Raw genomic sequence first — 14,279 nt, forward strand, 5'->3', positions numbered from 1 at the left:
AGCGGCTTTAAGCCGCTTTTTTTATTTTTTCTTAGTGTATGATAGTCTTCTAGAGGCTTTTCTCATTAATTTATTTATCAAGTCACTAGGACTACTACCTATTGATCCACGTACTTTTTTGTTATAATTCCAAAGTAATACCCCATCTGCTGCATTATGTACATTCATATTTACTGTGGCACTATTTGTTGACCCCCAAAACCCAATTAATAAGCCTAAGGCAACAGATGCTCCCTCTGACATTGGTTTGCTTGTTTCGTAGTTTCCTGTAATAATAGCATCTACACTTAACATATCAGCCAACTCTTCTGATGTAAAATTAGTAATGTTTTCTTGTGTTATTTCTTTTTTTCCAAGAATTGCAGTTGTTTTATTAGGATCTTGTACTTCAATAGTTTTTAAATCTCCTCTTTTTTTACGTTTTAGAAACCAAGAAAACATGGCGAGTTGTATACTTTTTCCTTCTGCAATTTCTAATTTTAAAAGTGTTTCTGGAGTCATTTCTTCCATCTGCTTAGGCCTTAGTTTTACAGTAGTTTTAAAAGGTAAAATAGCAATAGATTTGTGTGATTTAGCAATTTCATCAAATTCTGGGTTTTCATAAAGGCTTGTTTGAGCAAGAACGATAGGGGACACGATAAGTATTAATAAAAATAGAATTTTTTTCATAATAGTTTTTTAAGTTCAAGGACGAATATAGATTTATTTTAGAAATTATATGATTTTTTATCATAAGAAGTTGTTTTCTTAATTTACGAAATAGGTTGATTAAATATTTTAATTAAATATTGTAAAATCATGTCGTACTGACATTCATATATTTATTTAAAATTCTCATCTTTGTAGTAATGACAGGAATCGTATACAAATCTACAGGAAGTTGGTATCAGGTAAAATCTGATGAAGGAGAATTTTATCAATGTAGAATAAAAGGAAAATTTAGATTAAAAGGTATTAAAAGCACCAATCCTATTGCAGTAGGAGATAAAGTTGTGTTCGATTTAGAAAAAAAAGGAGATGAAGAAACGGGTGTTATTAAAAAGATTTTAGATAGAGATAATTTTATTGTCAGAAAATCGGTAAATCTATCTAAACAAACACATATTATTGCTGCAAATGTAGATCAGGTTTTTTTATTAATCACCATAAATAATCCACCAACTTTTACTGCTTTTATCGATCGGTTTTTAGTGTCTACAAGGGCCTATAGAATCGATACAATTTTAGTTTTTAATAAAGTAGATTCCTATGAAATAGAAGAACGTGCAGAAATTTTATACCTAAAAGATATTTACGAAGCCATTGGCTATAGATGTGTAGAGGTTTCTGCAACCGAGAATAAAAATGTAGATAAAATAAAAGAAATGATGATTGGCAAAACTTCTATGTTTGTTGGTCATTCTGGTGTTGGTAAAACTACTTTGGTAAATACTATAGAACCTACTTTAGATTTAAAAACTAAAGAAATTTCGGATCAACATAAACAAGGACAACATACTACAACTTTTGCAGAAATGTTTGATTTAAATTTTGATGCAAGAATTATTGATACACCAGGAATTAAAGGTTTCGGAATTGTAGATATTGATAAATATGAATTAGGTGATTATTTTCCTGAGTTTTTTGAAATGAAACAACATTGTAAATTCAATAATTGTTTACACTTAAAAGAACCTCAATGTGCTGTAAAAGAAGCATTAGAAACAGAAGAAATTTCTTGGTCTCGTTATAAAAGTTATTTACAAATCTTAGAAGGAGAAGAAGAATCGGAACACTATAGAACCGATATTTGGAACGAAGAAGAAGAAGATTAAAAAAGGATGAAGATTGTAATTCAAAGAGTTTCTAAAGCAAGTGTAACTATTAATAAAATTAAGGTTGCAGACATTAAAACCGGACTTTTAGTTTTATTAGGGATTGTAAATGAAGATACACAAGAAGATATTGATTGGTTAATTCGTAAAATTTTAAATCTTCGTATTTTTAATGATGAAAATGAAGTAATGAACAATTCTCTTTTAGATGTTGATGGAGAAGTAATTGTTGTCAGTCAGTTTACATTACAAGCATCCACAAAAAAAGGAAACAGACCTAGTTATATAAAAGCAGCAAAACCAGATATTGCTATTCCTTTGTATAAAAATTTTGTAAAAACTTTAGAAAATCAATTCGATAAAAAAGTACAAACTGGAGAATTTGGTGCAGACATGAAAGTAGAACTTTTAAATGATGGTCCTGTTACAATTATCATCGATTCTAAGAATAAAGAGTAAATTTTTATGATTTTTTTTGATGTACATACACATCGTTTATCGAGCGATAAAAATGTTGTTTCAATTGTAAATAAGTATCCAAATTCTACTGATTTTTCTAGACCATTCTCAATAGGAATTCATCCTTGGTTTATCAAAAAAGAAAAAATTACAGAAGATTTTTTAATTCTAGAAACTAAATTACAAGACAAAAATTGTTACGCTTTAGGTGAATGCGGATTGGATAAATTAGCAACAATCGATTTTGAGTTTCAAAAAGAAGTGTTTATCAAACAAATTCAATTTTCAGAAAAATATCAAAAACCATTAATAATACATTGTGTAAAAGCACATCAAGAAATTATTGAGCTTAAAAAAATAGTAAAACCCAAACAAATTTGGATTTTACACGGATTTAATAAAAGCAAACAATTGGCAGAAAGCTGCATAAAAATCGGAATTGTGCTTTCGTTTGGTTCGGCTTTTATCAAAAATAAAAAATTACAAGAAACTTTTTTAGCACTTCCTTTATCATCAATAGTATTAGAAACCGATGATAATGAAGTAGAAATAAAAGAAGTATATCAAAAAGCATCAATAATAAAAAAGATGAAAATTGACGAGCTTCAAAAAGAAATAAAACAAAACTTTAATACTATTTTTAAAAAATGAGTTGGTTAGAAAGAACTGAATTATTAGTACAAAAAGAAGGACTAGAGAAATTACAAAAAGCTAATATTTTAGTGGTTGGTTTAGGAGGAGTTGGTTCTTACGCAGCAGAATTTATTGCAAGAGCTGGTGTAAATAAAATGACGATTGTAGATGGTGATGTTTTTGATGAAACCAACAAAAACAGACAATTACCAGCTTTAAATTCTACAATTGGTCAACCCAAAGTAACCGTTTTGGCAGAAAGATTAAAAGATATAAATCCTGATATTGAATTAACTTTATTACAAGAATTTTTATCACCAGAAAGAGCTTACGAAATTGTTTCTAAAGAGTTCGATTATGTATTAGATTGTATTGATAGCATTACACCAAAAGTGAATCTAATAGTTGCTGCAAGAAGAAAAAAAGTAAAAATAATATCATCAATGGGAGCAGGTGGTAAATTAGATTCAACAAAGATAAAAGTAAAAGATATTGCTAAAACTAGGAACTGTACAATGGCAAGAGTTTTACGTAAACGATTAAAAGAACGTAAAGTAGATAAAGGTGTAAAAGCTGTTTTTTCTGATGAAGTTCAGATTGCGGAAAGCGTTAAAATTACAGATGGTACAAAATTTAAGAAATCTTATTACGGTACAATAAGCTATATGCCAGCAGCGTTTGGTTTACAGGCAGCAGCTTATGTTATTAATTACCTTATAAAAAAGTAAATAATAGTTTCCAAGGAAAATAAATTATTGTATATTTGCCATGGAAAATAAATCAAAAAAATAACTAAATCAAATAAAAATGAAAAAAGTAGTTTTATCATTAGTGTTAGTAGCGTCAGTTTTAACTGCATGTAAAAGTGAGAAAAAAGAAAAGATTGAAGTAAAAGAAGCTGTAAAAGTTGAAGAAAAAACAGTAGATTTAGATAATGTAGATACAGAAGTATCTGTTTTAAACTGGAAAGGAACAAAACCTGGTGGTGCACATAACGGAACAGTAGCTCTAGAAAGTGGAACTATTGTTGTGGAAGAAGGAGTTTTAAAATCTGGAGAATTTGTTATTGACATGACAACAATTACGGATTTAGATATTCCTGCAGATAATAAAGGTAATGGAAAATTAGTAGCTCATTTAAGTAATGAAGACTTTTTTGATGTAACAACTTATCCAACTTCTAAATTTGTGATTACTTCTGTAGAAGAAGTAGAAGATAAATTAGCTGTAACAGGTAATTTAACAATTAAAGATGTTACAAAAAGTGTAACCATTCCTGCTACAGTTTTAGAAGAAGGTGGTGTAATTACGCTTAAAAGTGAAACGTTTAATGTTAATAGAGCAGATTTTAACGTAAAATATGGTTCTAAAACTTTCTTTGGCGATTTACAAGACAAGTTTATAGATGATATTATGGAGATGTCTTTTGTAGTGAAAACAAAAGCATAAATTATAATTAAAATCATTTTTTTTTTAAGAAACCCAAAACAATAATTGTTTTGGGTTTCTTTTTTTTTAAATTAGCGAGCCTATTAAAAAATAAACATGATAAAAAATATTACCCCCAAATTATTTTTTCTATTTCTACCTTTTTTAAGCTTTTCTCAACAAATAAACTTTTCATCTTTATTGATACCCTCTGAATTGAAGGAAAATGCTAATGCTGTAGTTAGAGATAATTCTATAGAAGTTACTATTGAAAATGTCGACGAAATGGTTGTAACCAAAAGAAAGGTTGTTACCGTTTTAAATAAATTGGGCAATGGATATGCTTCTATGCAAGAAGGCTATGATAATGATACTAAAATAACAAAACTTACTGCAATCATCTACGATGCTCTTGGCTCTAAAATAGATAAATACTCTAAAAATGATTTTTTAGATGTTAGTGCAGTAGATGGTGGTACTTTATACTCAGACTCTAGAGTAAAGTATATTGATTTTACTCCAATCTCCTATCCTTATACGGTTGTTTTTGAGTCGGAATATAAAACATCATCAACAGGTTTTATACCAAGTTGGTATCCAGTTAACGGCTATTTTTTATCTGTAGAAAATAGTAGTTACAAAGTGAATAATCCGCAAAATTTTACAATTAGAAAAAAGGAGAATAACTTTAACTCTTTTTCTATAGAAAACACTTCAAATGAATTTGAAGTAAGTTATAAAATGAATAATCAAAAGGCAGTTGAGTATGAAAATAATGCACCTTTATTTTCTGATATTATGCCTTGGTTATTAGTTGGTGTAAATGAATTTGCATTAAAAAAGATAAAAGGTAAAGCAAATAATTGGAGAGAGTTTGGTAAGTGGAGATATGATTACTTAAAAAATGGAAATGATTATTTATCTGATGAGGTGAAACAAGATGTAATAAACCTTGTAGAAGGAGTTACAGACCCTGTTGAGAAAGCAAAAATTGTATATAAATATATGCAAAATAAGACAAGGTATATAAGTGTACAAGAAGGTGTTGGTGGTTGGATGCCAGTACCAGCAAGAGAAGTAGATAAAGTAGGTTATGGAGATTGTAAAGGTTTAACAAATTACACAAAAACATTGTTAGATGCTGTTGGGGTAAAATCTCATTATTCTGTAATTTGGGCTGGAGACGATCAAAGGAGTGTAGAAAAAGATTTCTTTGGTATGCAAGGTAATCATGTAATACTAAATATACCTAATGAAGGAAATGATATTTGGTTAGAGTGTACCAGCCAGACAATACCTTTTGGTTTCTTAGGTGATTTTACAGATGATAGAAATGCATTAGTTATTACACCAGAAGGAGGAATTATTAAAAGAACACCAGCATATAAAGACGAAACCAATTTACAAGAGTCAAAAGGAACAATTCAATTAAAACCAGATGGAAGTTTAATTGCTGATTTAAAAATTGTTTCTAAAGGAATTCAATATGACGATAAATCTTATTATGATGTTTTTAGTAGAGAAGAATTAGATAAAAATTATAAGTCTAATGTTTGGAGTTATAATAATAACTTAGAAGTTGAATCTGTAGATTTAATAAATGATAAAGAAAAAGTAACTTTTACAGAAGATATAAAAGCTTCAATTAAAAATTACGCGTCTGTAAATGAACAAGAATACTTATTTAGAGTAAATGTTTTTAATAAAAATAGTTTTGTGCCTAAAAGGTACAGAAGCAGAAAATTACCTTTAAAAATTTCTAGAGGATATAAAGATGTAGACGAATATGAAATAAAAATACCAGAAGACTATACTTTAAGCGCTTTGCCAATAGAAAAAATACTCGACACAAAATTTGGAAGCTATAAGATTGCTTTTACCAAAATAGATGATACTACTTTAAAATATAAAAAAACATTACTAATTAAAGAAGGAGTTTATCCAAAAGAAGATTATAAATTATATAGAAGTTTTAGAAGAAGTATCGCTAAATCAGAAAATTTAAGAATTGCAATTATAAAAAATAAGTAAGCATGAAAAAAATTACAATTGTATTATTACTGTTAAGTCAGTTACCTTTATTCTCTCAAGATTATAAATTTGGTAAAGTTTCTAAAGAAGAAGTAGAAGAAAAAGTTTATCCTCTAGATTCTACTGCAGATGCGGCCTATTTGTTTAGAAAAAGAAGAACTTATTATGAGTATCTAACAAATAGTGGCTTTCAAATGACAACAGAAATTCATGAAAGAATTAAGATTTACACCAAAGAAGGATTTAATATGGCTACAAAATCGATAGCTTATTATGATCCAGAAAATGGAGAAGAACAATCTGTAAATTCTATAAAAGGTTATACTTATTCTATCATTAATAATAAATTAGAAAAAGAGAAGCTTTCTAAACAAAGTATTTTTAAAGAAAATAAAAATAAATATTATAGCATTAAAAAAATTACAATGCCTAACGTAAAAGAGGGATGTGTATTAGAAATAAAATACAAACTAACTTCTCCTTACACAAGTTCTATAAATGATTTACAGTTTCAGTTTGGTGTACCTGTTAAGAACTTAGATTATCAAATAGAGATACCAGAATTTTATGTTTTTAACAAAAGAAGTACAGGATATTATACATTACCTATGAAACAAGAATCTAAAATTGGTAGTGTTGGTGAAACAAATTACAGAATAGACGTTTTTAAATTTAATGGTAATAATGTACCAGCATTAAAAGATAATGAGCCCTATATAAGTAGTATAGATAATTATCGAGGAAGCATGAAGTTTGAACTTACTCAAAGAGATTTTTTGAGTATTGGAGGAGATTTAACAACGTACTCAAACACTTGGGAAGATGTTAGTAAGCAAATTTTTAAAGCCCCTAGTTTTGGTGCAGAATTAAATAAAACAAGCTATTATAAAGATGAGTTAGAGAGTGTACTTGTAAATGCTAGTTCAGAATCGCATAAAATTATGGCCATTTTATCTTTTGTAAAAGATAAAGTAAAATGGAATGGCTATAATAATATATATACAGATAAAGGAGTTAGAAAAGCATTTAAAGAAAGAGTTGGTAATGCTGCAGAAATAAACCTAATGTTAACCTCTATGTTGCGTTATGTAGGCTTAGAAGCGAATCCTGTTTTAGTAAGCACAAGATCTAATGGTACGCCTATTTTTCCTACTTTAGAAGGGTTTAATTATGTAATTTCTATGGTTGAATTTGGTGATGGAAGTTATGTGTTATTAGATGCAACAGAACCTTTTAGTTTACCAAATACCTTACCAGAAAGAGCTTTAAATTGGAATGGAAGAAAAGTGACAAAAGAAGGTAATTCTTCTTGGGTAAGCCTTTCTTCTACCAAGTATGCAGAAGAAGATAATAATTTGATGGTTAAAATTTCTGAAGATCTAATTATTGAAGGTTTATTGAGGACTAAATTTAAGGATTATAGTGCTTTAAGTTATAGAGAAAATAATAACCATATTAAAGAAGAAAATATAATTACCAAATTAGAGGAAAATTATAATCTAGAAATAGAAGATTTTAGAGTTAGTAATAGTTTAGATATTTCCAAACCAATTTTAAGAACTTTAAAATTTAGTAGCGAAGATTTAATTGAAGAAATAAATGATAAATTGTATATTGAACCTTTATTGTTTTTAGCTTCTAATACAAATCCTTTTAAGTTAGAGGATAGAAAGTTTCCGGTAGATTTTGCAACTCCTTGGAAAGATAATAATAATATGTCTTTAGCGGTACCAGAAGGTTATCAAGTAGAAAAATTACCAGAACCTATAGCTATTGGTCTTCCAGATAATTTAGGCTTTTTCAAATATAAAGTAACTCAAATGGGTGCTAAAATTCAAGTGATTTCAAGTTTGCAATTTAATAATGCAATTATAGCACCTAAATATTATGCTGGGTTAAAAGAGTTTTATAATAAATTAGTTAATAAGCAATCAGAAAAAATAGTTTTTTCTAAAAAATAAAAATCTAAGATGGGAAGCCTAACATGCTTCCCATACCAACTGTAAAAAGCCAGCAACCGTAAATACTGTGTTCTATAGAAACAAGTAAGGTAGATCTTGTTTTTTTGTAAGTATATGCAAAAAGAATCCCGCCAATAAAAGTAAGTAACAAAACCAAAGTATTTTTAAATAATAAATGAGCTACAGAAAATAAAAGAGCATTTATAAAAATAAATAGTTTTTCATTTTTAAAAAGAGCTTCATAACGTTTAAAAAAGAAAGTCCTATAAAGTAATTCTTGTGGATAAACAGAAAAGATAGAATAAAAAAGGAGAATAAGAAGCCATAATTTAGGTTTGTTTAAAACAACGTTAAAAAGGTTTGCTTTATCTGTAGACCAAACAAAAATAATGGTTATTATAATTATTGAAAAGAATTTTATTAATGTTACTTTCCAAAAGTTTTTCCACTCAATATTCTTTGTAATTTTAAAAGTATTTTTTTCAACCTTAATTAGAAGATATAAAATATAAGCAAAACCTAAAAAGCCAATTATTAATTTTAATAAAGGTGAATAGTCAAGAATAAAACTAACAGGAATTACTATAAAAATGATAATTAATTCAAATAGTTTATAACGTATACTTTGCATCATACAATTGTCGTGTTATTAATTGTTTAATAACAAAAATAATATATGTTTTTAATTTTAGGTATTTTAAAAACAATACTTATTATTTTAATAAGCCTCTAAATAAAGAAAGGTTATCTCACTTTTTGGTCTTTTTTAGAATGTTATGTATAAAAAAAACATCTCAAAAAAATGTAGCTGATAAATCATTAATGATAACTACAAGTTGTTTGCATAAAACTTAGTAAAATCGTAACATTACAAAACGAAATTTTAACTATATGGAGAGCAAGAATATTACACCAACAGAACCACAAGACGAAAATATTATAGAAAATAAAGAATTAAGTCTTTGGGAAGCATTAATACCAGTTTTTGCATTGATTGGTATGTTATTTTATAATGTGTTTTTTGTATATGGTGATGATGCTTTAAGTGGTAGTAATCAGTTTATTTTGTTAATGGGTGCAGCAGTTGCGGCTATCGTTGGTTTTAAAAATAAGGTTTCTTATAAACAAATGATGGAAGAAGTGTCAGAAAATATAAAATCTACTTCTGGTGCTCTTTTAATTTTATTAATGGTTGGTGCTTTAGCAGGAACTTGGTTAATAAGTGGTATTATTCCATCTATGATTTATTATGGATTACAAATACTAAATCCAACAATATTTTTAGCTGCTTCCGTAATTATTTGTGCTATTATTTCTATTGCAACAGGTAGTTCTTGGACCACTTCTGCAACGGTTGGTATTGCTTTAGTAGGTATTGGAAATACATTAGGTATTTCTGCAGGTATGACGGCAGGAGCAGTATTATCTGGGGCATATTTCGGAGATAAAATGTCTCCTTTATCAGATACAACAAATCTTGCACCAACAATGGCAGGTGGAGATTTATTTACGCATATCAAGTATATGTCTTTAACTACAATACCAACAATTGTAATTACCTTATTAGTTTTTGTAATTATTGGTTTTTCTATAGAAACAACGGGTACGCCAGATGTTTCGGATAAATTAGCAGCTATAGATGCTGCTTTTAATATATCACCTTGGTTATTTATTGTACCTATAACTGTAATTTTTATGATCATAAAAAAGACAGAACCTTTAGTAGCTTTATTGGTTGGTACTTTATTTGCAGGTATTGTGGCTATAATCGCTCAGCCAGAAATAGTAATGAATGTTGCTGGTGCAGATTTTTTAACTATAAACTCTGCTTATAAAGGAGTAATGAATGCAATTACTGTAGATTCTGCAGTAGCAACTACTAGTGAAGAATTAAATGATTTATTTTCTGCGGGAGGAATGAGTGGAATGTTAGGGACTATTTGGTTGATAGTTTGCGCAATGGTTTTTGGTGGAATTATGGATGCAATTGGTGCTTTGGCAAGAATTAGTAAAGCTTTATTAAGTTTAGCTTCTTCTGTTTTTGGGTTATTTGCTAGTACTGTAGCAAGTTGTTTAGCTTTAAATGTTACAGCTTCAGATCAATATTTGGCGATTGTAGTTCCTGGTAAAATGTTTAAAAAAGCGTATGAAGATAAAGGATTAGCGCCAGAAAATTTAAGTAGAACTTTAGAAGATTCTGGTACTGTCACTTCTGTTTTAATTCCTTGGAATACTTGTGGAGCATATCAATCTGGAGTATTAGGTGTTTCTGTTTCAGAGTACTTTTTCTTTGCAATCTTTAACTGGTTAAGTCCGTTTATGACATTGATTTTTGCCGCTTTTAATATTAAAATTAAGCAACTAGTTAAAAAATAAAAAGTGATTGTTAAAGCTGTTATTTCTGATGCAGAGAAACTTACGGATATTGCTTTAAAAAGCAAAGCATTTTGGGGATATTCTAGTGAGTTGATAGAAGGTTGGAGAGAAGATTTAACAGTTACATCTAAAACGATAGAAACTTGCAATGTTTATAAACTTATAGTTGATGATGTAATTGTTGGTTTTTATGTTTTAAATAACTCCAAAGGGGATATTGTTAAGTTAGAAATGTTGTTTGTTTTACCTCTTTTTATTGGAAAAGGAAACGGAAAAGAATTGTTAGAACATGCGTTAAAAAATGCTGTTAATTCTAAAGTAAAAACAATAGAGTTAGTAGCAGACCCAAATGCAATTCCTTTTTATAAATCTCAAGGTTTTCTAGAAAAAAATAAAATTGGTAGTGCTATTTCTGGACGTTTTTTGTCTTTAATGCAAAAAGATTTAAAATAATAGAAAGTAATAAAAGCAACCACGGACTTCCGTGTAATAAAACATCAAACCAATCTTGAGCTTGCATTCCGTTTTCTGTAGAAAATGCATTTCCTCCTAAAATCCATTCAATTTTTCCTAGAATATGAGGCGGATTAAAAGGAGCTAATCCTAAAGTTAAACTCGCTAATAAAAAAAGTTTCCAGTTTACTTTAAGTTGTTTCTTCATTTTTATAAGTACATAATAAGAAAAAATACCTTATCTGCCATATTATGGCTATATAAACCAGTTCCAAACCAATCCAAAACGAATGGTAAAATCTCTGTAAGGGTAATTTGGTGCAGAAAAATAATTTTTAGCGGTTATGCTAGAGGTTACGTTATCAATTTTAAAATACAAACGAGTTCTTCTTACTTGTGCGTTAAAGAAAACATCTACAGTAGGAAAACCGATTTCTTGTGTGTTTTGTAAAGTAAATTCTGCCAATAAAGGATTGTAAGCATTCATTTTATATTTAGTAAAATATTTAAGTGTTGCACCTATATTTACCAACATTGGTTTTCCTTTAAACCAGTAATCTTGGTAATAAAAAGTATTTCTTGTCACTATTTCTGGGACTCTAAAAACAGAACTACCACTACTTACATTCTGATACATTACGGTGTTGTCTAAAGCAAACTTTTTGTATTTAAACTCTTTATTTGCTTTTACTTTTAAATATGCAATTTGACCATCAAACTGTAGTGGTTTATTGTCTTCACCAAAATAAGTATAATTATCAATATTTGTAAAGTTTAGAGTTCCATTAATCCATTTAGAAGAAAGCACAAAGCCTAAATCTCTTGTATTTACATTACTAAAATCATTTTGCCAATTATAATCATCATATTCACTTTGGTGTAAAAGAGTATTAAAATTTGGTGATTTAGAACTCAGTAACAAACTACCTTTAACAGTTAAAACACTGTCTTTTTCGTATACAGCTTCACCTTTTAAAAAGTTACCAGACAATCTACTATTACCAGGTGTTACAGATGCATCTGCATTTAATTTAAAGTTTTTAATCTTAGCATTCCAATCCGCTCCAAAAGAAATAGCATTTCCTTTTAGTTTTATTTTATCAATAGAACTGTTGCTATTTAAAATAGTATCGTAACCATAAGTGTATTGTGTAAGATTTGTTTTTGCTTTAAATTTCCCTAAAACATATTTAGAGTTAAATTCTAAATTAAATTCATTATTAAAAAGAGTGCTTTTTGCTTTTTTATCATTAGCATCAGCATCATTTATATCTCCAAAAAAATCGGTAGTTTCTGTTGTTTGAATAAACTCGTAACTTTTAGATTCATTCGTTAGAATATGTCCGATTTTTAAATTACTAAAATCTTTTTTGTTAACTGTATCTTTACTAGAAATAAGTTTGTAACTATGGTCTAAGTAGACTCTACTGGCATCAAATTGATTTTCTGCATCATCTAAATTTACGTCTAAGTAAGATCTTGTAGTATAATCAGGGTCATCACTTTCAAACTTATCAACTTCTGTATCTGGCAAACCTCCACTTTCCTCGTTAAAAAAATCTTGAGAAGCCATATGTCCGCGAATTTGATATTGACCTTCTTTTGTAACATAATGGAAAGTTCCTCTAAAATTGCCATTACTAGACAAAGATCTTCTGTAAGCACCTAAAGAACGCAAGCCTTTGTATGACATAGAAACGTTTAGTCTTTTAGAAAAATTTACAGTAAAAATAGCATCAACAACTTGCCCTTGTTGTAAACCTGTTCTATAAGTTATTTCTGTAGTTGGTGTAGGTACTTCGTAATATTTTATTTCATCAATATCTAAATAGCTAAATTGTTTTGCTGTAAAACCAATATCCGGAAATAATTTTACGTTGCTAAAATCATAGCCTAAATTAGTAAAAGTTTGTCCTTGGTTATGGAAGCCTAATAACTCAAAATTATCTGTTCTTAGATAGTTGAACTTGTAGTCTTTTTTTATAGATAAAGTAGTATCAATATAAGTAGTATCACCTTTATGAGAAATAATTTTATAATCTGTATATTTTGTTTTCCCAGAAAGAATAACTTTAGTTCTTTTAGAACTTATAGAATCATTAGAAGTGTTATTAATACTATTTAAATTTCTTTGAGAAAAAGCGTAATTAACACTAAACAGAAAAAAAATAAGAAAGAAAGCTTTAAATTTATTCATCATAATTATAAGAGAAGCAAATGTAAAATAATAAAACGAAAGTAATTGCTAATAATTATGAGTATATTTGTTAATTAAAATTTAAAACTAACTATAGATTTTTCTAAAAATAGAATGTTAAAAATAGAGCATTTTCTAAAGTACTTAAAATAAAAAGATTTCTTTTCTTTGTAAAATGTTAGCATCAAATTTTAGTGGTTTTACTTTAGAAGCAGGTACAGATGAGGCGGGTAGAGGTTGTCTTTCTGGACCCGTTGTTGCCGCAGCAGTTATTTTACCAAAAGATTTTACACATCCTTTTTTAAATGATTCTAAACAATTGTCAGAAAAAAAAAGAGATTTGTTACGTCCGTTTATAGAAGAAAATGCCATTGCTTTTGGTGTTTCATTTGTTTGGCAAGAAGAAGTAGATAAAATTAATGTGCTACAAGCTTCTATAATTGGCATGCATAGATCTATAGAAATGCTAAAAATTGAGCCAGAATTTATTATTGTAGATGGTAATAAATTTAAAAAGTATAAAGATATTCCGCATGAAACTATTGTAAAAGGAGATGCAAAATACCTAAGTATTGCAGCCGCTTCTGTGTTGGCAAAAACGTATAGAGATGAGTACATGGCAAAAATTCATCAAGAATTTCCTATCTATAATTGGCAAAAAAATAAAGGTTATCCAACAAAAGAACATAGAAATGCTATTAGAGAATTTGGAGCAACAGATTATCACCGAAAAACTTTTAAATTATTGCCAGAACAAATAAAATTAGACTTGTAAAGTCTTTTTTAGAAGCTATTTCCTGCTTTCACTACTCGCTTTTTTTGTCTAAAAAGCCAAAAAAGAGCTCAAACAGACCGTTCAATCAGCGCTAAACTTGTTTATAAACTTTACAGATTAATTTCTAATTATTTAAAAAGTTCAACTATTTT

General features: G+C 28.4%; 14 protein-coding genes. 10 read left to right on the top strand and 4 right to left on the bottom strand.

The window, feature by feature from the left end:
* Positions 1 to 21: 21 nt before the first annotated feature.
* Positions 22 to 669 carry a hypothetical protein gene (locus ACJJVY_RS12240; RefSeq protein WP_405608981.1) on the bottom strand — a complete coding sequence of 216 codons (648 nt, stop codon included), beginning with the start codon at positions 667 to 669 and terminating at the stop codon, positions 22 to 24.
* 179 nt (positions 670 to 848) lie between these two features.
* Between ACJJVY_RS12240 and rsgA the strand changes: the two genes are divergently transcribed.
* From rsgA to ACJJVY_RS12275, 7 genes are all read left to right on the top strand, one after another.
* Complete coding sequence (gene rsgA / locus ACJJVY_RS12245; protein WP_405608984.1) at positions 849 to 1,814, top strand: ribosome small subunit-dependent GTPase A; 966 nt, start codon at positions 849 to 851, stop codon at positions 1,812 to 1,814.
* A 6-nt stretch (positions 1,815 to 1,820) separates the two neighbouring features.
* Positions 1,821 to 2,273, top strand: a complete 453-nt coding sequence (gene dtd / locus ACJJVY_RS12250; RefSeq protein ID WP_405608987.1) for a D-aminoacyl-tRNA deacylase — start codon at positions 1,821 to 1,823, stop codon at positions 2,271 to 2,273.
* A gap of 6 nt (positions 2,274 to 2,279) precedes the next feature.
* On the top strand, positions 2,280 to 2,924 hold the full coding sequence (locus ACJJVY_RS12255; RefSeq protein ID WP_405608990.1) for a TatD family hydrolase: 645 nt from the start codon (positions 2,280 to 2,282) through the stop codon (positions 2,922 to 2,924).
* The gene (locus ACJJVY_RS12260) at positions 2,921 to 3,634 is read left to right on the top strand and encodes a ThiF family adenylyltransferase (protein ID WP_405608993.1); all 714 of its coding nucleotides are present in this window, start codon (positions 2,921 to 2,923) and stop codon (positions 3,632 to 3,634) included. Before ACJJVY_RS12255 ends, ACJJVY_RS12260 begins: the two co-directional genes overlap by 4 nt.
* A 79-nt stretch (positions 3,635 to 3,713) precedes the next feature.
* Entirely contained in the window at positions 3,714 to 4,355 is a 642-nt protein-coding gene (locus tag ACJJVY_RS12265; protein ID WP_405608996.1) for a YceI family protein, read from the top strand.
* 96 nt (positions 4,356 to 4,451) lie between these two features.
* The gene (locus tag ACJJVY_RS12270; RefSeq protein WP_405608999.1) at positions 4,452 to 6,365 is read left to right on the top strand and encodes a DUF3857 domain-containing protein; all 1,914 of its coding nucleotides are present in this window, start codon (positions 4,452 to 4,454) and stop codon (positions 6,363 to 6,365) included.
* A 2-nt stretch (positions 6,366 to 6,367) separates the two neighbouring features.
* The gene (locus ACJJVY_RS12275; protein ID WP_405609002.1) at positions 6,368 to 8,326 is read left to right on the top strand and encodes a DUF3857 domain-containing protein; all 1,959 of its coding nucleotides are present in this window, start codon (positions 6,368 to 6,370) and stop codon (positions 8,324 to 8,326) included.
* A gap of 4 nt (positions 8,327 to 8,330) precedes the next feature.
* On the opposite strand, the gene ACJJVY_RS12280 is transcribed toward ACJJVY_RS12275, so the two are convergent.
* Positions 8,331 to 8,960: a CPBP family intramembrane glutamic endopeptidase gene (locus tag ACJJVY_RS12280; RefSeq protein WP_405609005.1), complete on the bottom strand. Its 630-nt coding sequence runs from the start codon at positions 8,958 to 8,960 to the stop codon at positions 8,331 to 8,333.
* A gap of 257 nt (positions 8,961 to 9,217) precedes the next feature.
* Here ACJJVY_RS12280 and nhaC point away from each other — a divergent pair, with 257 nt between their 5' ends.
* Positions 9,218 to 10,702 carry a Na+/H+ antiporter NhaC gene (nhaC, locus tag ACJJVY_RS12285; RefSeq protein WP_405609008.1) on the top strand — a complete coding sequence of 495 codons (1,485 nt, stop codon included), beginning with the start codon at positions 9,218 to 9,220 and terminating at the stop codon, positions 10,700 to 10,702.
* A 3-nt stretch (positions 10,703 to 10,705) separates the two neighbouring features.
* Positions 10,706 to 11,155 (top strand): GNAT family N-acetyltransferase, encoded by a 450-nt coding sequence (locus ACJJVY_RS12290; RefSeq protein ID WP_405609011.1) that lies wholly within the window; start codon positions 10,706 to 10,708, stop codon positions 11,153 to 11,155.
* Here ACJJVY_RS12290 and ACJJVY_RS12295 read toward each other — a convergent pair.
* The gene (locus ACJJVY_RS12295; protein WP_405609014.1) at positions 11,109 to 11,363 is read right to left on the bottom strand and encodes a hypothetical protein; all 255 of its coding nucleotides are present in this window, start codon (positions 11,361 to 11,363) and stop codon (positions 11,109 to 11,111) included. The genes ACJJVY_RS12290 and ACJJVY_RS12295 overlap by 47 nt on opposite strands.
* Before the next feature lie 48 nt (positions 11,364 to 11,411).
* On the bottom strand, positions 11,412 to 13,355 hold the full coding sequence (locus ACJJVY_RS12300; RefSeq protein ID WP_405609017.1) for a putative porin: 1,944 nt from the start codon (positions 13,353 to 13,355) through the stop codon (positions 11,412 to 11,414).
* A 172-nt stretch (positions 13,356 to 13,527) separates the two neighbouring features.
* Between ACJJVY_RS12300 and ACJJVY_RS12305 the strand changes: the two genes are divergently transcribed.
* Positions 13,528 to 14,127 (top strand): ribonuclease HII, encoded by a 600-nt coding sequence (locus tag ACJJVY_RS12305; protein WP_405609020.1) that lies wholly within the window; start codon positions 13,528 to 13,530, stop codon positions 14,125 to 14,127.
* Positions 14,128 to 14,279 lie beyond the last annotated feature (152 nt).

It is taken from the genome of Polaribacter sp. Asnod1-A03 (genome assembly GCF_045063585.1).
In the GTDB taxonomy this organism is placed as follows: Bacteria; Bacteroidota; Bacteroidia; order Flavobacteriales; family Flavobacteriaceae; genus Polaribacter.